Annotated in this window: 20 protein-coding genes; 5 read left to right on the top strand and 15 right to left on the bottom strand. The window is 30.9% G+C overall.

What is annotated here, in order from left to right; all coding sequences use genetic code 11:
- From ELQ12_RS02940 to ELQ12_RS02890, 11 genes are all read right to left on the bottom strand, one after another.
- On the bottom strand, positions 1 to 537 hold the full coding sequence (locus tag ELQ12_RS02940) for an exporting protein (protein WP_134264560.1): 537 nt from the start codon (positions 535 to 537) through the stop codon (positions 1 to 3).
- 2 nt (positions 538 to 539) lie between these two features.
- The gene (locus ELQ12_RS02935) at positions 540 to 803 is read right to left on the bottom strand and encodes a DUF2018 family protein (RefSeq protein ID WP_002854834.1); all 264 of its coding nucleotides are present in this window, start codon (positions 801 to 803) and stop codon (positions 540 to 542) included.
- 138 nt (positions 804 to 941) lie between these two features.
- Positions 942 to 1,499 carry a 2-oxoacid:acceptor oxidoreductase family protein gene (locus ELQ12_RS02930; RefSeq protein ID WP_002870949.1) on the bottom strand — a complete coding sequence of 186 codons (558 nt, stop codon included), beginning with the start codon at positions 1,497 to 1,499 and terminating at the stop codon, positions 942 to 944.
- Positions 1,496 to 2,341: a 2-oxoglutarate ferredoxin oxidoreductase subunit beta gene (locus ELQ12_RS02925; protein WP_070240561.1), complete on the bottom strand. Its 846-nt coding sequence runs from the start codon at positions 2,339 to 2,341 to the stop codon at positions 1,496 to 1,498. The genes ELQ12_RS02930 and ELQ12_RS02925 overlap by 4 nt, the downstream gene beginning before the upstream one ends.
- Complete coding sequence (locus ELQ12_RS02920) at positions 2,342 to 3,466, bottom strand: 2-oxoglutarate synthase subunit alpha (RefSeq protein ID WP_070261617.1); 1,125 nt, start codon at positions 3,464 to 3,466, stop codon at positions 2,342 to 2,344.
- A gap of 8 nt (positions 3,467 to 3,474) precedes the next feature.
- Positions 3,475 to 3,786 (bottom strand): 4Fe-4S binding protein, encoded by a 312-nt coding sequence (locus ELQ12_RS02915; protein ID WP_070240562.1) that lies wholly within the window; start codon positions 3,784 to 3,786, stop codon positions 3,475 to 3,477.
- Between the two features lie 12 nt (positions 3,787 to 3,798).
- Positions 3,799 to 4,668 (bottom strand): succinate--CoA ligase subunit alpha, encoded by an 870-nt coding sequence (gene sucD, locus ELQ12_RS02910; RefSeq protein ID WP_070261616.1) that lies wholly within the window; start codon positions 4,666 to 4,668, stop codon positions 3,799 to 3,801.
- Between the two features lie 9 nt (positions 4,669 to 4,677).
- Positions 4,678 to 5,841: an ADP-forming succinate--CoA ligase subunit beta gene (gene sucC / locus ELQ12_RS02905; RefSeq protein ID WP_002855069.1), complete on the bottom strand. Its 1,164-nt coding sequence runs from the start codon at positions 5,839 to 5,841 to the stop codon at positions 4,678 to 4,680.
- Positions 5,842 to 6,744, bottom strand: coding sequence for a malate dehydrogenase (locus ELQ12_RS02900; RefSeq protein ID WP_002861258.1), 903 nt, complete (start codon positions 6,742 to 6,744; stop codon positions 5,842 to 5,844).
- Positions 6,741 to 8,945: an NADP-dependent isocitrate dehydrogenase gene (locus ELQ12_RS02895; RefSeq protein WP_053872537.1), complete on the bottom strand. Its 2,205-nt coding sequence runs from the start codon at positions 8,943 to 8,945 to the stop codon at positions 6,741 to 6,743. Before ELQ12_RS02895 ends, ELQ12_RS02900 begins: the two co-directional genes overlap by 4 nt.
- Before the next feature lie 116 nt (positions 8,946 to 9,061).
- Positions 9,062 to 11,632 (bottom strand): DUF3971 domain-containing protein, encoded by a 2,571-nt coding sequence (locus ELQ12_RS02890; RefSeq protein ID WP_070261614.1) that lies wholly within the window; start codon positions 11,630 to 11,632, stop codon positions 9,062 to 9,064.
- Between ELQ12_RS02890 and mltG the strand changes: the two genes are divergently transcribed.
- From mltG to ELQ12_RS02865, 5 genes are all read left to right on the top strand, one after another.
- Complete coding sequence (gene mltG, locus ELQ12_RS02885) at positions 11,547 to 12,548, top strand: endolytic transglycosylase MltG (protein ID WP_070243456.1); 1,002 nt, start codon at positions 11,547 to 11,549, stop codon at positions 12,546 to 12,548. The genes ELQ12_RS02890 and mltG overlap by 86 nt on opposite strands.
- 79 nt (positions 12,549 to 12,627) lie before the next feature.
- Positions 12,628 to 13,059, top strand: a complete 432-nt coding sequence (gene flgB / locus ELQ12_RS02880) for a flagellar basal body rod protein FlgB (protein WP_002861254.1) — start codon at positions 12,628 to 12,630, stop codon at positions 13,057 to 13,059.
- Between the two features lie 9 nt (positions 13,060 to 13,068).
- Positions 13,069 to 13,563, top strand: coding sequence for a flagellar basal body rod protein FlgC (flgC, locus tag ELQ12_RS02875; protein ID WP_002855235.1), 495 nt, complete (start codon positions 13,069 to 13,071; stop codon positions 13,561 to 13,563).
- Positions 13,564 to 13,569: 6 nt separating this feature from the next.
- Positions 13,570 to 13,866: a flagellar hook-basal body complex protein FliE gene (fliE, locus tag ELQ12_RS02870; RefSeq protein WP_002856884.1), complete on the top strand. Its 297-nt coding sequence runs from the start codon at positions 13,570 to 13,572 to the stop codon at positions 13,864 to 13,866.
- A gap of 6 nt (positions 13,867 to 13,872) precedes the next feature.
- Positions 13,873 to 15,681 carry a penicillin-binding protein 2 gene (locus ELQ12_RS02865; RefSeq protein ID WP_070243455.1) on the top strand — a complete coding sequence of 603 codons (1,809 nt, stop codon included), beginning with the start codon at positions 13,873 to 13,875 and terminating at the stop codon, positions 15,679 to 15,681.
- Here ELQ12_RS02865 and ELQ12_RS02860 read toward each other — a convergent pair whose 3' ends face one another.
- From ELQ12_RS02860 to htpG, 4 genes are read right to left on the bottom strand one after another with little or no spacing between them, the layout of a single operon-like run.
- The gene (locus ELQ12_RS02860) at positions 15,682 to 17,451 is read right to left on the bottom strand and encodes a Na/Pi cotransporter family protein (RefSeq protein ID WP_070243454.1); all 1,770 of its coding nucleotides are present in this window, start codon (positions 17,449 to 17,451) and stop codon (positions 15,682 to 15,684) included.
- Between the two features lie 3 nt (positions 17,452 to 17,454).
- Positions 17,455 to 17,889 (bottom strand): hypothetical protein, encoded by a 435-nt coding sequence (locus ELQ12_RS02855; protein WP_070243453.1) that lies wholly within the window; start codon positions 17,887 to 17,889, stop codon positions 17,455 to 17,457.
- On the bottom strand, positions 17,889 to 18,206 hold the full coding sequence (locus ELQ12_RS02850) for a rhodanese-like domain-containing protein (protein ID WP_002861250.1): 318 nt from the start codon (positions 18,204 to 18,206) through the stop codon (positions 17,889 to 17,891). Before ELQ12_RS02850 ends, ELQ12_RS02855 begins: the two co-directional genes overlap by 1 nt.
- Positions 18,203 to 20,029: a molecular chaperone HtpG gene (gene htpG / locus ELQ12_RS02845; RefSeq protein ID WP_002861249.1), complete on the bottom strand. Its 1,827-nt coding sequence runs from the start codon at positions 20,027 to 20,029 to the stop codon at positions 18,203 to 18,205. Before htpG ends, ELQ12_RS02850 begins: the two co-directional genes overlap by 4 nt.
- Positions 20,030 to 20,075: the final 46 nt, after the last annotated feature.

The following is a 20,075-nucleotide window of genomic DNA, read 5'->3' as shown; positions in this document are numbered from 1 at the left end:
TTAATTACTATTATTATTTTCTTTGCTTGTTAATGGTTTTACCTGAGATTCGTTAAAATTAATCATAGGAACAACCTGATTATTTTGCGGTGGATTTTGTAAAGCTTTTTTTCTTGGATCTAAAAATTCTACCATTAAGCGAGATTCCTTATCTTCTATATAAACCGTAAAAGTTGCCAAACCTTTATTATAAGCACTAAATTCTAAAATCAGTCTTGCTCTATCAATATGTGGATTAGTATAATCAGGTATTAAAGTTTGAGTTACCCAATCCAAATTTCTTCTTAAACTCATCACAAATTGACGCGGATATTTGCGAAATTTCGAATGTACGATGATATTAGTATTATCAAACAAAGTCCAATAAAAATCAAAATTTTGCACCTTATCTTCATAGCCTATTTCTTTAATCTGCACACTAGCTCTCTCATCTTTTTTAAGTATAAATTTATAAGTATAATCAAAAGTTGGTTCAGATGCTAAAACATTGCTAAAAATAAAAAAAATACAAATTAAACAAGGGCTTATTTTAAACAATTTTAGCCTTCGTGTCCTAAAATTTTTGCGCCTAATTCTATATAAATATCATTTTGCCTTTCTTCTATAAAATCACCATTTTCTAATATGAAATTTTTTACATCCATTTCTGTTAAACCTTGTTTTTCTAAAAGTTCTACCATGGCAATATGATCAGCAAAAAATTCCTCAAAAACTTTTTCTAAGGCTCCTAAATTTCCATTTTGTATAATTTCTATAAATTTTTCTTTTGGAGTTTTATTAAACATTTCATCAAAAAAATCCATTAATTTTCCTTGAAAATATAAGTTTTTGATTATAAAATTTTAATCGTTAAAAGTAGCTAAATTAAAATAATTAAAATTTAAATTTTATTTGCAATATGTAAAATTTTAGAAGTTAAATTCCGCATGGTGCGGAATTTATTATGAATGTGGTTTTGCTTGAGTAGCGTATTTTACACCCAGATCAAAAGCCTTAGCATTTGCATCACGAGTTTTTGCAGGAACCATATGAAGCATAGTTTCCTTTAAAACATCTAAATCTATACATTTGCTCATATAAGCAGCAATTGCAAGTGCTACAACTGATTGAGTAGCCACATTTCCTACCTCATCTTTAGCTATGGTAATAATAGGAATTTCAAAAATTTGCCATTTTTTATAATCTTCACTTTCAGGATGCACCAAATTTGGCTCTACAACTATGATGCCTCCTTCTTTTACACCCCCACGAAAACCTTTATAGCCCTTATCTGCAGTCGAAAGCATAAAGTCTATCTCCCCTTCTACAGCATAAGGAAATAAAATTTCTTTATCATCAATGATAATATCCACTTTAGTAGGACCGCCACGTACTTGTGAAGTATAAGTTGAAGCCTTAAAAGCTTGACGGCCTTCTTTAATGGCTGCTTCTGCTAAAATTTCTCCTGCAGTGATAACACCTTGTCCGCCTTCACCGCCAAATCTTAATTGATATTTCATTTTAAAGCTCCTAAATCCACCATTCTTTTTTCTTTGGCTGCACGACGTACTTCTTCATAAGCGCGGCAGTATTCTGGCTGAGAATTATCTTCATGTAAAATTCCTGTTGGAAATTTATCTTTTCTTTCTTCAAAATCCATGCTTTCAAATTTAGCTTTATCCACAACGCGATTTTTAATCCAATCAAGCATAGCTACAGCTTCGCCCATTTTGTTTTTTCTACCTAGATTGATATGACAATTTGAAAAAACATCTACAAAACTATAACCCTTATGCGCTAAAGCCTTATAAATTAAATTTTCAAGCTTATTAGCTTCGATCACATTACCCCTTGCCACAAAAGAAGCTCCTGCAGCTTTAGTTAATTCACACGCATCAAAATTTGGATCAATATTTCCAAATTGAGCTGTTACTGTATAAAAACCTTTTGGAGTAGTTGGACTTGTTTGAGAATTCGTAAGTCCATAGATAAAATTATTAATCACAATATGTGTTAAATCAATATTTCTACGACAACCATGTATAGTATGATTTCCACCAATTGCCAAAGTATCCCCATCTCCACTTACCACAATAACATGTTTACTAGGATTGGCTAATTTAATACCTGTTGCATAAGCTATAGCTCTACCATGAGTTGTATGAACTGTATTGCAATTTACATAAGAACTCATTCTACCACTACAACCTATACCCGAAACAAGACAAACATCATCCATATTCCAACCAAGTTTTTCTATTGCACGGATAATACATTTTAAAACAACACCATCGCCACATCCCCAGCACCACTGAGTAGGCATTTTATCTACTCTTAGATATTCATCATAATTAAAAGCCATTTATATATTCTCCTTTACCTTAGCAATAATTTCACTTGGAGTGATAGGACGACCATTTGCACGGTGCAAGCTAATAAAATCGCGACGCGAAGTTACTCTTTCAATCTCTTCAAGATATTGTCCCATATTAAGCTCGCTTACCATTACTTTTTTAAATTTGCTTACAACTTCAGCAATTTTTTTCTCAGCCACTGGATAAAGAGTAATTGGACGGAAAAGTCCCACTTTAATCCCTTGCTCTCTTAATCTTTGTATAGCTTCTTTTGCTGAACGACTTACGCTTCCATAAGCAATGATTAAAAATTCAGCATCATCAAGCATATATTCTTCATAAGTGCAAATATCTTCTTGATTGTTTTTAATTTTACCTATGAGTCTTTCCATATTTTTTTTCACTATGACTCCATCTTCAGTTGGAAAACCTATGTCTCCATGATGAAGTCCCGTAACATGATAACGATAACCTGTAAAGAAAGGATTTAAAGTTGCAGGCTCATTTTCTCCTGCTGCATAAGGCTTGTAATCCTTTTTATCTCCTTCAAATTTTTTGCGGTTATAAATTTTAATATCTTTTAAATCAGGTAAAACTGCTTTACCATTCATGTGCCCTACAGTTTCATCCATAAGTAAAAATACAGGAGTCATATATTTTTCAGCTAAATTAAATGCTCTAATGGTTTCTGTATAAGCTTCTTGAAGACTTGCAGGAGCAATAGCAATGCTTGCAAAATCCCCATGAGTTGGAGCTTTAGCCTGAAACAAATCTCCTTGTGCTACACGGGTTGGAAGACCTGTTGAAGGACCACCTCTCATAACATTTACAATCACAAGTGGAATTTCGGCAATAAATGCAAGTCCTATTTGCTCTGCTTTTAAAGAAATTCCAGGACCGCTACTTGCAGTCATGGATTTTACTCCACTCATTGCCGCACCAATAGCCACACTAATACCTGAAATTTCATCTTCCATTTGTATAAAAGTTCCATCATTTGCAGGAAGCATATGACTTAGCTCGTGAGCTATCTCACTACTAGGGGTAATAGGATAGCCTCCAAAAAATTTACATCCACAATCAATCGCAGCTTTGGCGATTAAAACATTACCTGTTGCTATAACTTCTCTCATTATTTTTCCTATGTTAATTTTTTGTATTTGTTATTTTTTACGGCTACAGCTCTATCTTTAGACTCAGCAGTAAGTTTAGCAAATTTAAATTCATCTCTTTTTGCCACCATAATAGCAAAATCAGGGCAATGTGTCTCACACTCGGTACAGCCTATACAGGATTCAGGGTGTACCACCTCTATCATTTGTCCTAAAACCGCATGCACATCATCGCGCATAGCTAAAACCCCAGCGGGGCAATAGCTAACACAAATATTGCATGCTTTGCATCTATGCTCATCTACCCAAACAGGGGTATCTTTTGGAGCTGTCATACTCATGTTTTTCCTTTATCAACCTAATATTTTTTGAATTTCTTCACCAATTAAAGCCGGAGAATCCACCACATGAATTCCGTAACTTTTCAAAGCTTCTTTTTTAGCCACAGCACTTTCATCAGCACTTCCTACTATGGCACCTGCATGCCCCATTCTTTTACCTTTTGGAGCAGTTGCACCTGCAATGAATGCTACCACAGGTTTGCTAATATTTTCTTTAATAAATTTAGCCGCTTCCACTTCCAAACTACCACCAATTTCACCTATCATTACAATAGCTTTAGTTTCATCATCTTTTTGGAATTCACTTAAAAGTTCTTTATAAGCAAGACCTATGATAGGATCACCGCCAATTCCTACTGCAGTAGAAATTCCATAACCACCTTCAACTACCTGATTAGCAGCTTCATAAGTTAAAGTTCCACTTTTTGAAATAAGCCCCACGCAACCTTTTTTAAAAATAAAACCTGGCATAATTCCTAATTTGCATTCTTCAGAAGTGATAATACCTGGACAATTTGGTCCAATGATTTTCATACCCTTTTTATTAGCATATTGCTTAGCAAACATCATATCCTTTACAGGTGTATGCTCTGTGATTACAACTGCAAGCTTAATACCCGCATCGGCTGCTTCAATCACGCTATCACCCACAGCAAAAGCAGGTACAAAGATCAAGCTCACGTCAGCCTTTGTTGCTTTAACCGCATCTGCAACGGTATCAAAAACTGGTTTACCTAAATGAGTTTGTCCGCCTTTATGAGGGGTGACACCTCCAACTATATTTGTACCATAAGCCATGCATTGCTCAGCGTGAAAAGTTGCTTCTTTACCCGTAAAACCTTGAACTATTACTTTTGTATTTTTATTAACCAATATACTCATTTTCTATCCTTATCCTACTAAACTTTTTACAAGCTCTGCACCGTTTTTAAGATTGGTTGCTGCTTTGATATTTTTAAGATTTGAATTATCTAAAATTGTCTTTGCTTCTGCTGCGTTAGTGCCATCAAGACGCACTACAATTGGAATATTTACCTCAACATTCTTAGTAGCTTCTAAAATTCCATTTGCTATCCTATCACAACGAACAATGCCACCAAAGATATTAATAAATATAACTTTTACATTTTTATCTCTTAAAATAATTTCAAAAGCCTTTGCAACAGTTTCAGGAGAAGCTCCCCCACCTACATCTAAGAAATTTGCAGGTTTTGCACCACTATAATTAATAATATCCATAGTTGCCATTGCTAGACCCGCGCCATTTACCATACAAGCTACATCTCCATCTAATTTCACATAGCTTAAGCCAAATTCAGCCGCTTCTCTTTCAGCAGGATTTTCTTCGGTAATATCTCTAAGTTCAGCAATTTCAGGATGACGATAAAGTGCACTATCATCAAAACTGCATTTTGCATCAAGAGCATAAAAATCTCCTTCTGCAGTTTTAATTAAAGGATTGATTTCAAGCATATTCATATCTTTATCCATGTAAAGCTTATAAAGTTTAGCTATCATAGAAATGAGTTTTTTGCCTTCATCTTTATCAAGTCCTAAAACTCTCGCTACTTCAAGTCCATGAAACATTTTAAATCCAATTTGTGGATCAATACCTACTTTTGCAATTTTTTCAGGGCTTTCTTTGGCTACTTTTTCTATATCCATCCCTCCTTCACTTGAAGCGATAATGGTAATTTGCTCTGCCATTCTATTAAATAAAATAGCCAAATAATACTCTTTTACTATATTAGCACCACTTTCTATATAAAGTTTTTGTACAAGCTTACCTTCAGGTCCTGTTTGATGAGTTACTAAATTCATTCCTAAAATTTTACTTGCGTAATCTTTTACCTCATCTAAATTCTTAGCGATTTTAACACCACCACCAAGACCACGGCCTCCTGCGTGAATTTGAGCTTTAACTGCCCAAACACTACCGCCTAATTCTTTAGCATTAGCCACAGCTTCATCTACGCTAAATGCAACTTTTCCCTTTAAGGTAGGGATGCCATTGTCTGCAAAAATTGCTTTTGCTTGATACTCATGTATGTTCATTTATTCTCCTTTATATTGATATTTGATTAAAGATTTTTCTAATTTGTCTTTTTCTTGCAAACTAAGATCTAATCTCATGATTTCAATCACACCTTCAAGTCCTAATCTTGCCATAACTCCCAAGGCTTTGTTTTGCACTCCAAATTCTCCATGTAAAATCACACTCATAGGTAAAAACTCGCCACTTCTTATGGACTCAAGCATTCTTATGCAAGCACTAGCAGGGGCTAAATAAGCTGAAGTTTTAAGATGTTTAATTACTTTAGCTCCACCTGTTTTAACTTCATTTTCCAAATCATCAAATTCTTCTTCATTTAAAAATTCGCTTATATTTTTATTTTTAACACTTGCGTAAGATTTTACCAAAACCATATCATCATTATGAAAACCAATAAGTCTTGTATCCACGCTTGACATCTTGACCTTAAGTTTTTTGGCAAGCTCGTACTTAAATCTTGCATTGTCTAAAACTCCTGCCATGGCTATAATTTTCTTTGATGAAAAAATTCCGCTTTCATAAAGAGTATTAAGTAGAAAATCCACAGGATTAGTTAAAATAATAAAAAGCGGATCTTCTGTAAAATCTTTAATTTTTTTAGCACAATCAAGCATAATGCTTGTATTTAACTGAAGCAATTCTTCTCTACTTTGCCCATCTTTTCTAGCAAAACCTGCGCTAAAAAGCACTATATCTGAATTTTTAGTATGAGTATAATCTTTAGTGCAAAGTAAATCTATATTTAAATTTAAAGCAGCTATGCTTTGAGTAAGCTCTAGTTCTTTTGCATAAAGTAAATCCTCATTGATATCTACTAAAACAATTTCATTTGCTATCTCTCTTAAAATCAAAGCATAAGCTACGCTTGAGCCTACATTACCAGCCCCTATAACAGTAATTTTCATCTTTGTCCTATTTTTTCTAAAATAGCGTTAAAAGTTGCACTTGGACGCATGATTTTATTTGCTTTTTCATCATCAAATTTATAATATCCACCCAAATCCACTTTCACACCTTGTGCATCATTAAATTCGGCTCTGATTTTTTCTTCATTAGAAGAAAGCTCTAGGGCAATATCTTTAAAAAAGCTTTGAAGCTCCATATCACTTGCTTGTCTTGCTAAATGATTTGCAAAATACATTGCTAAATAAAAATGACTTGTTCTATTATCATCTTCTTTAACTTTTCTTGATGGAGCTTTATTATTTTCAAGCCATTCGCCTATAGCCTCATCAAGACATTCTGCCAAAACCTTAGCTTTATGATTACTACACTTATTTGCATAAAATTCCAAACTTGCTTGCAAAGCCAAAAATTCACCCAAACTATCCCAACGCAGATGATTTTCTTCGACTAATTGTTCTACTTGTTTAGGCGCTGAACCCCCTGCTCCTGTTTCAAACATAGCTCCACCCTTTAACATAGGCACAACAGAAAGCATTTTTGCACTTGTTCCAAGCTCTAAAATAGGAAAAAGATCGGTTAAATAATCCCTTAAAACATTACCCGTGATAGAAATAACATCTTTACCTTCTCGGATTAACTCTAAACTTCTTAAACAAGCTTCTTTTGGAGCTAAAATGGCTATATTTCTACCCTTTTCTTTTAAACGATTTTGTACCAAAGTTATCATGATTTTATTACTAGCTCTTTTGCTATCTAACCAAAAAATAGCTTCGGCTCCACTAAGTTCTGATCTTTCTATACCTAAATCAATCCAATTTAGCACCGCATCAAATTTAGCCTGATTGACTCTATAAATATCACCTTTTCTAACCTTATGCTCTAATAAAACTTTACCGTTAGAAACTATTTTAAAAGTTCCTTCTTCTTTAGCCACAAAGGTTTTATCGTGCGAGCCATATTCTTGAGCCTTTTTAGCCATTAAACCTACATTAGATACACTGCCAAGTTTTGAAGGATTTAAAGTACCATTTTTATGCAAATCTTCAATAACCGCCTCATAAATAGTTGCGTAAGTTTGATCAGGAATTACGGCATTTGTGTCCTTTTCCTTACCTTCCTTATCCCACAATCTTGCGCCATTTTTAAGCATTGCAGGCATAGAAGCATCAACGATAACATCGCTTGGAACATGAAGATTTGTGATGCCTTTATCTGAATTTACCATAGAAATATCTGCAGATTTAGCTAAAATTTCATTGTATTTTTTTAAAATTTCATCTTTTTTGCTTGAATTTTCGATCTTACTTAAAAGCTCACTTAAACCATTATTTGGATTAATACCTAATTTTTCAAATTCATCTTGAAATTCGATAAATAATTCTTTAAAAAATACTTTTACCGCATAGCCAAAAAGTATAGGATCACTTACTTTCATCATTGTAGCTTTTAAATGCAAAGAAAAAAGCACATCATCATCTTTGCTTGCTTTAATTTCTTTTGCATAAAATTCCTGAAGTTTTTGCACATCCATAAAAGTAGCGTCTAAAATTTCATTTTTTTCAAGTTTTAAGCCCTCTTTTAAAATTTCATTTTTACCATCAACGCTTGTAAATTCTATATTAGCCACACAATCTTGATCGATTAAAACCGCTTTTTCATTAGAGAAAAAATCCCCTTCTTTCATGTAAGAAACACGAGTTTTTGAGTTTGGATTAAACTCAACCACACGATAAGGATTGTTTTTTGCATAGTCTTTTACCGCTTTTGTTGAACGACGATCTGAATTTCCTTGTCTTAATACAGGATTAACCGCTGAACCTAAAACTTTTTGATATTTTGTTTTAATTTGCAATTCTTCATCATTTTTTGGCTCATCTGGGTAATTTGGTAACATATAACCCTTATCTTGCAATTCTTTAATCGCCGCCTTAAGCTGAGGAATAGAAGCTGAAATATTTGGGGTTTTAATAAGATTTGCATCCGATCTTTTGACAAGCTCGCCTAAAAGCTCTAAAGCATCTTCACATCTTTGTTCCTCTTTTAAATACTCACTAAAAGTAGCTAAAATCCTTCCAGATAAAGAAATATCCGAGGTTTTTACTCCTATATACGCCCTACTTAAAAAAGCTTTCACTATAGGCAAAAACGAATAAGTCGCAAGAGCTGGGGACTCATCTGTTAAGGTATAAGTAATTTGCATTTTTAGTCCTTTAAAATACTTATTTTTATTTTCATTTTTAAGTATATTACAAATAAAAAAAAATGCAAGAGTAAGTTTAAAGTTTGTTTTAGTTTTCAAACAAACTTTAAATATTTTTAATTAAGTAAATTAGCAGGAAGTTGTATGATATTTTTAATAAGATTAAAAGGGGTTTTTAGAGTATCTGTTAAAATTTCGGTATGAAATTTAGGATCATCTATACTTCCATCTATTTTTAAGTTTGTGCTAATTTCTTGATTTTTACCTAAAATTACATAATTTAAAATTGGAACCTTGGATATAGCTTCTGAAGCTGATTTTAAAGTTTTAAGCTCTAAACTAAAATCCACTGTATTTAATCTTAAATTTGCTGATCCTAAACCATATATATCTACACTATCGCCATTTAAATTAATAGCTGAAACACTTAAAAGATCTTTTTTTCTATTAAAAATAATCTTTCCATCATGCAAGCTTAAACCTTTTTGATTAAAAGTTGGAGATTTAAACATCAATAAACTTGGTACAGTATCGATAAAGGAAATAAGCTGATTTACACCTTTTAAATCCTTCACATAAGTGTTTTTAAAATCGATCTGTCCATCAAAATACTCCAATCCACTTCCTTTTATACTTAAGTTAAACACTCCATCTTGAACAGCTTGTTTTTGTAAAAACTCATTTAAATAATTATCATCAATATTGCTAACGTTTAAATTTAAATCATTAGAAGAATAATAAAGATCAAATTTTGCATTTCCTCTAGAACCTTTAAGATCCAAAGCATCGCCTTTTAAATCAGCCTCTACCCTATCAAAAGCCAAAGTTTTATTAGAATCTGGCAAAATTAAAGCTACATTTGCTCCACCAAAACTAATATTTTGGGTATTAGTAGAAATATCAAATGTTGAATTTGAAGAGTTGGAACCTTTTCTATAAATATAACTTAAATTTTTCAAATGAATTTCTTTATTATCAGAACTTATTTTAGCACTTGCTGTATCACTTTGAGTATGAATTTCCATAATGCCCTTATTTTTTACAATATCAAAGCTATCATTTTCATAAGGAGTTTGACCGTTAATAAGTAAATTATTTTTAAAATAAGCATCATTAACGCTTGCATTAAAATCTTCAAAATTTAAAGTTTTATAATAAACATTTTTAGCATCGATAAACCCAAACTTTTTAAGCAATGGAGAAAATGAAAATAAAATCTTAGGATTACTAAGATTAGCCTCAAGTCCATCTTTAAAATTTAAAATCAAATTCCACTGAGGAATGCTAATGTTAACATTTTGCGAATAATCTAATTTTACTTCTACATTTTGATTTTTTAAATCTAAAAGCTCCCCATTGTCAAAATAAAGCCTTGAAATCTGAGTATTGAAATTTCCTTGCTGTTTTTGTAAGTCAAATTTAGCATTAAAATCAGCTTTTAAAAAGCCATTTTCAACACTAGCATTTTCTATATTTAAATTATTTTGATTTAATTTTACAAATGCTTTTGTAAAATTAAAATCAGCCAAAGAAATACTAGCATTCTCTAAAGCTAAAATACCACTATAAGAAATTTCACCCTTATCATGAAAATCAATTTTAAGCTCTAAATCACTTTTAATTTTTCCGCTTTTTTGATAAAAAGGTAATGAAAAATGATAATCTTCCAAAGCTTTAGCAAGTTTTTCATCAAATTTTAGATTATTAGACTTAATGCGCAAATAAATCCCAGCTTTTTTTTCATCAAATAAATCATATAGATAAACCTTACTAGAACTTAAATCAGCACCATTATAGAAAGCTTTATTAAAGACAAAATCAAGCTTTTGTTTGTTTAAATTTAAATCGAGTTTTGGAATTTCAATAGCATTCATTTTATCATCCAAGCGAACTTTGACATTATTAACATAACCTGATGCGCTAATATTGTCTAAATAATAATTATTTTTAGTAAAATCTATAAAGCCCTGCAAATAATCTAAATGATAAAATTCTCCCTTAGCCCTATATGCCATCCAAAGATTTAAACTCTGTGGAAGTTCTATTCTTTTATTAACTCTTTTAAAAATTTCCGTAATATTTCTAATATTTAAATCTTCTATTTTATAAGCTAAATTTTTATCTTTGTAAGAGATGCTTGCGTTAAAGTCAAGCAATTCTCCACTTGCTCTACCTTGAAAATAATAAAACTCGCTCTTAGTATTGATACTTAAATTTCCATCAATATTTAAATCATAATCTTTTAATAAAAGTTTTTTAATACCAGCTATAAGTTCTTTATTTTGACGCTGTAATGTTAATTTTAAAAACAATAAATCATTATCTATAAAAAATTCATTATCTTTAAATAAAATACGCACATGATTATCTTTTATATTTAAATTTTGTATATCAATCTCTTCAACAAAAGTATATAGATATTTTAAATTTTTTGTTATTTTTAAAATCTCTGTTGAAGCATTATCAGAAGAGTGAGTTTGTGATGAAATTTCGGAATTTTGAGTCTCATTTATAGTGATATTTTTTGCTCGTACAATTAATTTTTTATCTAATTTAATATATAATTGTTCTAATTTTAAAAAATCAAATTGGATACTAGAGATGACAATCCCATTTTTAAGCACTATAAACAAAGTTAATATAAGCACAACAAAAAATACAACAATATATAAAATTTTCTTTTTCATACGCAACTTCTTTTTGATATTTATTTTGGGGATTTTTTATTATCTAACTCAGCCTTTAAAAAGCAATTCTGTGGTATTTATTCCCCAAGGTTCAATTTCTCAAATTATAACATATTTAAAGCAAAATAAATATCAGATGAGTAGTATTGATAAATATATTTTATTTTTTTTAGGACACCCTCAATCAGGCTGGATCAACATAGGTACAAAAGATTTAAATAGGGCTGAATTTCTACATAAACTCACTATTGCTAAAGCAGCGCTTCAAACCATTACTCTTATCCCAGGAGAAACAAGCGTAATCTTTTTAGAACAAGCAGCCAAACAACTTGGACTTGATAAAGATATGCTTTTAAAAGAATTTCAAGCTCAAGCTCCTTATGATGAAGGAGTTTTTTTACCAGAAACTTATAAAATCCCAAAAGGCATTACAGAAAATCTACTCATTCAAATGCTTTTAAACCATGCTGAAATTTCCAATAAAAAAACTTCTGAGAAAATTTTTGGGGATTATAATCCAAAAAAATGGCACCAATATATCATCATCGCTTCTGTAATACAAAAAGAAGCTGCCAATGAAAATGAAATGCCTATAGTTGCAAGCGTAATTTATAATCGACTTAAAAAAGGTATGAAGCTTCAAATGGATGGAACTTTAAATTATGGAATTTACTCCCATGTAAAAGTTACCCCACAAAGAATAAGACAAGATAATAGCTCTTATAATACCTATAAATTTACAGGATTGCCTAAAGAAGCGGTTTGTAATGTTTCTTTAGCTGCTATTCGTGCAGCTATTTTTCCTTTAAAGACAGATTATTTATATTTTGTGCGTGATAAAAATACTGGAGTTCATATTTTTAACACAAATATAGATGATCACAATAAAGCCATAAATTTACAAAAAGGAAAATAATTTTGATATTTTTATGCAAAATAGTTAAATTGGAACAGTATTTGCTTGTTAATATTAAAAATTATAAAAAGGATAAAAAATGATTAACCCATTTAAGTCAAAAGAACTAGTCACTGGTGCTTTAGCGGGTAGAAATCTAAGAAATCAACTCATCAATGCCAATCTTGCAAATGTTGATACTCCTTTTTATAAAGCAAGAGATATTGAATTTGAAACAGCTTTGGTAAATCGTGCAAATGAAATTTTTAAAAAAAATGATAATAAAGAATTGCAATTAGCCATAACCGAAGAAGGACATCAAAAACCTTGGAAATTTCCAGATCCTAGTAAATCTACTATTTACTTAAGAGACGGACATTTAGCAAGAAATGATGCAAATACTGTTGATCTAGATGTAGAAACCACAGAAATGAGCAAAAATACAGTTATGATAACAGCTCTTGATGGAGTTTTAAGAAGACAAAGCAATATCTTTAGTTCTATACTTGACGCAAGCTCTAAATTAAGTTAAAGGTAAATTATGGCATACTTAAGTGATTTTGATATTAGTGGTTATGGTTTAAGTGCTCAACGTTTTAGAATGAATGTTATTAGCTCTAATATAGCTAATGCAAACACTACAAGAACAGCTGAGGGTGGGCCTTATAGAAGACGCGAAGTGATCTTTAAAGCAACAGATTTTGATAAGCTTTTAAATGAGCAAATTAACAAAGATAATAATTTTTTAAAATATGAAAATCCTTTAAATGATCCAAGTTCGCCAGAAGAAGCTAAACCTGCTATTCAAAGTGTTGTAGTGGATAAAGTGGTCAGAGATGACAAAGATTTTCGCATGAAGTATGATCCAAGCCATCCTGATGCAAATGCTGAAGGTTATGTAGCGTATCCAAATGTAAATCCTGTTATTGAAATGGCAGATTTGATTGAAGCTACAAGAGCTTATCAAGCGAATGTAAGTGCTTTTACAAGTGCAAAAACTATAGCTCAAAGTGCGATTGATTTATTAAGAGGATAATAAAAAATGAACAATATTAATGATTTAAGATTAAATAATAATATTTCAAATACCAACAAAAGTCAAAATTCCACAGGAATTGGTGATGAATTTGCCAAGATGCTTAAAAATGAAATCGATGATTTAAATAAAGCACAAGAAAGTGGAGAAGCTGCAATGACAGACATTGCCACAGGACAAGTAAAAGATCTGCATCAAGCAGCTATAGCTATCACTAAAGCTGAAAGCAGTATGAAATTTATGCTAGAAGTAAGAAATAAAGCGATCAGTGCTTATAAAGAAATCACAAGAACTCAAATTTAAACCCTAATGCAAGAATATAAAAAAAATAGGGTTTCAAAAGTTGCCTTTGCCTACTGCATGGCACTTTTGTTTATGATTATTTTTATCAGCTCTACTTTTTTTCTTACATCAAAACGTCATATACCTAACACTGAAAAAGATCAATACGCTCTTGCTCTAAGAGGATCGATTATAACTAAAGATAATTTTACTATCACAAGTTCTAAACAAATTTATCGTGCTGAAATTGATCTTAGAAGTATCAACAAAGATAAATTTGATCTATTTTTAAAGCTTTTTCAAATTTATAGTGGGATAAGTAACGATCAAATAGCAGATATTAAAAAAAGAATGCAAAATCAAAAAAAACGTTCTTATAATTTTATTCTTTTACAAAACTTAGATTCCAAGCAAGCAAGCTACCTTAAAGACCTTGCTAAAAAACTTTATATACAAGGCTTTTTCAAAGCTTTTACAAATAATTCTGGAAGAGTTGAAACAAGAGGATTAAATATCATCGAACATGAAGAAGATAGAATTTACATGTCAAAAGATTCTTTTACTCCTATTATCGGTTATACTAAAATGATATTAGATCCAGAAAGTGGAATTTTAAAAAATATAGGAGTTAAAGGTTTAGAAAAATACTACGATGAATGTCTAAGTCCTGTTCAAAATGAAAAAATTCAAGGACTTAAAGATATAGGTGGAAATATTATTTTAAATCTAAATTCACTACAACAAAAAAAGATCAATGGTTGTGATTTATATTTAAATCTTTCTTTGAAACTACAAAAAAGCATAGAAAAAGCCATAGATCAAAGAAATGAGGATTTAAAAGCCAATGAAATCATCGTTGGGGTAATGGAAAGCAAAACAGGAAGAATTTTAGCTTTAGCAAGCTCAAGGCGCTATGACCCGCAAAATCGTGGAAAAGATTTATCAGTTCTTAATGCAAGCGCTATAGAATACGGCTATGAAGCAGGTTCTGTTATCAAACCTTTTATCTTTACAACAGCCTTAAGACTTGGTAAAATAAAAATGGATGAAGTGATTAATACTTATGGCGGTTCTTATAAGCTAGGACGTTTCACCATCAAAGACGATCACAAAATGGACAAAATGACTATGGAGGAAGTTATAAGATATTCTTCAAATATAGGCATGATACAAATTGCTAAAAGACTTAACAATATAGAAATCGTATCAGGACTTAAAATATTTAAATTTGGCGAAAAAAGTGGTATTGACCTACCCTATGAACAAAAAGGAGAAATTCCAAATCCTAAGCGCTTAAGAGATATAGAAAAATCTGTTTTAAGTTATGGTTATGGACTTAAAACAACCTTTATACAACTCCTTGCAGCTTATAATGTTTTCAACAATGATGGGTTTTATATCACACCGCGTTTAGCTGAAAAATTCTATCAAAATGGACGCTTTACAAATCTTGATAATGATGTAAAAAAAGAAAAAATTCTTTCTAGCGAAGCCACTAAAACGATGCAAAATGTTCTTATAAATGTTATAGAAAAAGGAACAGGAAAAAAGGCAATTACACAAGGTATTATTGCAGGAGGTAAAACAGGAACGGCAAGAATAGCCGAAAGACAAGGTTACACCTCAAATCGCTACAATGCATCCTTTTTTGGTTTTGCAAATGATTTAAATCACGCCTATACCATAGGAGTTCTCGTAAGACATCCTACTAAACCTTATAGTTATTATGCTGCACAAAGTGCTTTGCCTATGTTTAAAGATGTTGTTGATATTTTAATCAATGAAGAATTTCTAACGCCTATACAAGACAATAACCAAACTAACACAAACAACTAGTTAGTTTGATATATCTTTAGAAAATATCACCTCAACAGCACCTATAAGTTCTTCAGCAATCTTAGCAGCAAAAGTTGTATCATTAAGTATTGAAATTCCTTCAGCTGTTGTGATTTTTCTTACTGAAATAAGATGTTCAACATTGCTCAAGGTTAAAGTATCGATTTCTTTTAAAATTTCTTTTCCTTTTTGAAGATTTTTAATAATCAAATAAAGCTTTTCACGATCTTCAACCACTCTAAGCTCTTCGATACTTCTTAAAAGCTCTCCTAAATTCGATCTAATTTTATTATACTCTAAAGCCAAAAATTCATTAGAAGAACTAGAATATTTCTTAATATTTGCTTGGATAATTTTTAAATTTTTAGTTGTTTCGACTAAATTTTTAGCTGCCATCTTAAAGGTAAAAATTTTATGATTCTTTGTTTCATCGTTAATATAAACTTGTGCTTTAGTTGAAAAATCAATAATAGCTTCAAAAAGAACCTTTATCCTAGTTTGATACAAATAGTCCAAATCCACATTTTTACTAAACCACCTTTTATTTTCTAAAATTTCTTTAAAACTTTTATCACTTTGTATATCTTTACGACTAAAACCTATAGCATGAGCAACAATTGCATAGGTATTGTTATAAAGATGCTCGCTTTCTTTCCTTAAAGCTTCGATGGCTGTGTCGCTAAACTTAACCAAACTACTATCAAGATATAAAGGTTTGTCTTTATTCTTATCTTTAGGAGCTTTTACTATCTTATTTAAAAAAAGAACAATTTGAGGAGTAAAGAATGAAAAAAGCACAACACCAATTAAATTAAACAAAGTGTGAAATAATGCTACTTTCAAAGCTATATCTTCTATGTTTAATATAATGGATAAAAAATTAAGAAAATGTATAAAATAAGGAAAAATAAGCACTATTAAAAAAGCTATACCAAAATTAAAAATACAATTTGCAAACGCTAATTTCTTTCCTTCAATATTGGTACTTAAAGAAGCTAAAACAGCCGTTACAACCCCTCCAACACTAGTACCTAAAGTTGCTGCTAAGGAATTTTCCAAACTGATTTGTCCAGCAAGTAAAGCAGCAACAATAATAGCCATTGTAGCTGTGCTTGATTGTATAACTCCTGTAAGCAAAGCACCTAATCCTAAAAAAACAAAAACTCCTTTAAAACCAGCAAAATCAAAGCGAGAAAGATCAATTATATGTTTAAAATTTTCAAAACCACTTTTAATATAATCCACACCCAAAAAGAAAAATCCTATACCAATAAAAATATTACCCAAACCCTTTAATACACTATCTTTTTGAAAGAAAAATAATACTCCAATAATCAAAAGTGGGATAGCTAACATTGAAATTTTAATATTTGTCAAACCAACAATCAGCCAAGAACTTGCCGTATTTCCTAAATTTGCTCCAAAAATAATCCCTATGCCCGCACCTAAAGAAATAAGCCCTGCACTCAAAAAAGAAATCGTAATAATAGAAACTAAAGTTGAAGATTGCATAATTAAAGTACTTAAAGTACCAAAAAGTATACTTTTTATCTTTGTATCAGTTGACTTTGCTAAAATTTTTTCAAGCAAACCACCACTAAAAGCTTTAAAACCTATACCTAAATTAGTCATTCCAATAAGAAGTATTGCCACTCCTGCTAAAAGATTGGCAAGCTCGTCATAACGAATTAAAATAAAAATCAGAACTAAAGCAAAAATGCTCCATGAAATAAATTTAAAATATTTTAAAGAATTTCTTTCCTCTTGCAATACCTAACCTTTTAATTTTTCAAATTCATTCATCAGAAATTCCCTCAAATTTTCAGCTTCTTCTTCCCCTTTTTCTAGATACTCAAGTAATAAATTTTCTAATTCTTTTAAAAAAGAAAAAAGTTCATTTTGCCAGATACTATCGCTTTTATTACTCAAATTCATGGTTTGTATGAAAGTCAGCTCCCTGCTTAAATCCCCAAGTTTTTCTAAAAATTCATCTTTTTGATCAGAAATTTTTAATGCTAAATTAGTATTTTGGATATTTTCTTTAAATTCTCTGATTTTTTCATCGATTAAATCACAAAATTTCGGATAAATATCCATTTTAATAGGCTCTAAAAGAGTTCGCTCATCTATATTTAAAGTAAGCTTTTTAACAGCAAAATAAAGAGCTAAAAAAGACAAAGCTGCTATGAGTAAATAAATTCCTAGCATTAATAACCCTTAAGGGCTAGCATGCCGCCATCTAAATTAATGCTTTCAAGTCCCAATTTTTCGGCTATAAATTCAGCTGCAACCATGCTTCTATGACCACTACGACAAATAAAAGCAAGTTTTTTATTTTCATCTCTTTTACTTTGAAATTCATCTAAAAATTTAGCATTTAAAAGCCCTTTATTATCATATAAAGCCACACATTGCGCATTAGGTAAAATACCTTCTTCCCATTCTAAAGGAGTGCGCACATCAAAAATTTGATATGCGTTTAAATCTTGCTTTGTCCAAAGACTTGCAGGGATATTCTCTATCATGAAAAAGCCTTGTTGATGATTTTTGTAAGGCTTGCATTAAATTCAGCAGGATTATCCACGCCCATACCTTCGCTTAGTTTTGCCATATTTAAAACTAGGGTTGCTATATCTGCGCTAAAGGTTTCGTTGTTTTTAAGACCTGTAAAAATAGCGTGTTTTGGATTGATTTCTAAAATAGGTTTGAAATTTTGCTCTTGACCCATTTGTTTTAAGAGTTGCTGCATAGCAAAATCAGGTTTATTTTTATCATAAACTATACAACTTGGGCTATCTTTTAAACGACTGGTTAGTCTTACATCTTCAACTTGATCTTTTAGAAGTTCTTTAAATTTAGCTACAAGTGGAGCAAAAGTATTTTTTTCCTCATCGCTTAGTTCATTTTTATCTTCTACTTGATTGATGGCTACAAATTTCAAACCTTCAAATTCTAGCATAGGAGTTACTAAAGAATCAATCTCATCGTCCATGAGTAAAACTTCTATATTTTTTTGTTTATACTCTTCAAGCAAAGGAGAGGTTCTTAATAAACTTTCATTATTTCCTGCTATATAAAAAATTTCCTTTTGTTCGCCTTGAAGGTCATTTTTATACTCCTCTAAAGAGCGTAAATTTTCACCTTTAGTGCTTTTATAAAGCATGAGTTTTAAAAGACTATCTTTTTCTCCGCCAAAACCATAAAGTCCTTCTTTTAATACTTTACCAAAGGTTTTAAAGAAAGATAAGTATTTTTCTTTATCATTGTTTTTTAGTTTTTCAAGTTCACCTAAAATCTTTTTAACGCTAGCTTCTTTAACACCTTTTAAAATTTGATTTTCTTGCAAAATTTCACGGCTTACATTAAGCGGCAAATCTTCTACATCGATAATCCCACGCACAAAACGCAAATAAGTTGGTAAAAGTTCTTTATCGTCATCGCTGATAAATACGCGTTTTACATAAAGTTTTAAGCCACTTTGATAATCCACACGGAATAAATCAAAAGGTGCATTTTGTGGTATAAAAAATAAAGAATTGTATTCTAATTTTCCTTCGCTTTTAGTGTGAAGATAAAGTAAAGGTTTGTTTGAATCATGAAAATTTTGCTCATAAAATCTTTCATAATCTTCTGCTTTAAGGCTTGATTTTTGCATTCTCCATAAAGCATTGGCTTTATTGATTTGAGAAATTTTAAGTTCAGTTTTCCCTTCTTCTTCGCCTTCTTTAGCAGGAGTAAATTCTTCTTTTTCCATGAAAATTGGAAATTGAATATGATTAGAATATTTTTCTATAATGCTTTCGATTTTATAAGTATTAGCAAACTCATCATCTTTTAAGTATAAAGTAATGCTTGTACCTTGTTCTTCTTTGCTTGCGTCATTAATCTCATAACCATTTGCATCAGAACTCCAAAGATAAGCTTTATCATCTAAAGCTTTTTTGCTTAAAACTTCGATTTTGCTAGCCACCATAAAAGCAGAATAAAAACCTACCCCAAATTGTCCTATGAGTTGAGAATCTTTTTTAGCATCACCGCTTAAATTTTCTAAAAAACTTTTAGTGCCGCTTTTTGCTATGGTTCCAAGGTTGTTGATAAGATCATCTTTATCCATACCTATGCCATTATCACTAATGCTTAAAGTTTTTCTATCTTTGTCAATTTTGATTTCAATTTTAGGTTCGAATTTTAAGCTTTTATATTTATCATCACTTACGCTTAAAAAATTAAGCTTATCTAAAGCGTCACTTGCGTTTGAAATAAGTTCTCTTAAAAAAATTTCTTTATTAGAATATAAAGAGTGTATCATAAGCTGTAAAAGCTGATTTACTTCGGTTTGAAATTGCATTTTAATCTCCTTTGTAATTTTTTAAAGTGGTATTTTAGCAAAAAAT

The sequence above is a fragment of the Campylobacter sp. US25a genome (genome assembly GCF_004379075.1).
In the GTDB taxonomy this organism is placed as follows: domain Bacteria; phylum Campylobacterota; class Campylobacteria; order Campylobacterales; family Campylobacteraceae; genus Campylobacter_D; species Campylobacter_D jejuni.
The sequence above is the reverse complement of the archived record's forward strand: the minus strand, read 5'-3'. Positions and strand labels throughout refer to the sequence as shown.

Coding starts and splice junctions, on each gene's coding strand:
- htpG (WP_002861249.1), bottom strand. CDS start 20,029: ATGCAATTTCAAACCGAAGTAAATCAGCTTTTACAGCTTATGATACAC.
- ELQ12_RS02900 (WP_002861258.1), bottom strand. CDS start 6,744: ATGAAAATTACTGTTATAGGGGCTGGTAATGTAGGCTCAAGCGTAGCT.
- ELQ12_RS02895 (WP_053872537.1), bottom strand. CDS start 8,945: ATGCAAATTACTTATACCTTAACAGATGAGTCCCCAGCTCTTGCGACT.
- ELQ12_RS02915 (WP_070240562.1), bottom strand. CDS start 3,786: ATGAGTATGACAGCTCCAAAAGATACCCCTGTTTGGGTAGATGAGCAT.
- ELQ12_RS02920 (WP_070261617.1), bottom strand. CDS start 3,466: ATGAGAGAAGTTATAGCAACAGGTAATGTTTTAATCGCCAAAGCTGCG.
- fliE (WP_002856884.1), top strand. CDS start 13,570: ATGAACAATATTAATGATTTAAGATTAAATAATAATATTTCAAATACC.
- ELQ12_RS02935 (WP_002854834.1), bottom strand. CDS start 803: ATGGATTTTTTTGATGAAATGTTTAATAAAACTCCAAAAGAAAAATTT.
- ELQ12_RS02925 (WP_070240561.1), bottom strand. CDS start 2,341: ATGGCTTTTAATTATGATGAATATCTAAGAGTAGATAAAATGCCTACT.
- mltG (WP_070243456.1), top strand. CDS start 11,547: ATGACAATCCCATTTTTAAGCACTATAAACAAAGTTAATATAAGCACA.
- ELQ12_RS02890 (WP_070261614.1), bottom strand. CDS start 11,632: ATGAAAAAGAAAATTTTATATATTGTTGTATTTTTTGTTGTGCTTATA.
- ELQ12_RS02930 (WP_002870949.1), bottom strand. CDS start 1,499: ATGAAATATCAATTAAGATTTGGCGGTGAAGGCGGACAAGGTGTTATC.
- flgB (WP_002861254.1), top strand. CDS start 12,628: ATGATTAACCCATTTAAGTCAAAAGAACTAGTCACTGGTGCTTTAGCG.
- sucC (WP_002855069.1), bottom strand. CDS start 5,841: ATGAACATACATGAGTATCAAGCAAAAGCAATTTTTGCAGACAATGGC.
- flgC (WP_002855235.1), top strand. CDS start 13,069: ATGGCATACTTAAGTGATTTTGATATTAGTGGTTATGGTTTAAGTGCT.
- ELQ12_RS02850 (WP_002861250.1), bottom strand. CDS start 18,206: ATGATAGAGAATATCCCTGCAAGTCTTTGGACAAAGCAAGATTTAAAC.
- ELQ12_RS02855 (WP_070243453.1), bottom strand. CDS start 17,889: ATGCTAGGAATTTATTTACTCATAGCAGCTTTGTCTTTTTTAGCTCTT.
- ELQ12_RS02865 (WP_070243455.1), top strand. CDS start 13,873: ATGCAAGAATATAAAAAAAATAGGGTTTCAAAAGTTGCCTTTGCCTAC.
- sucD (WP_070261616.1), bottom strand. CDS start 4,668: ATGAGTATATTGGTTAATAAAAATACAAAAGTAATAGTTCAAGGTTTT.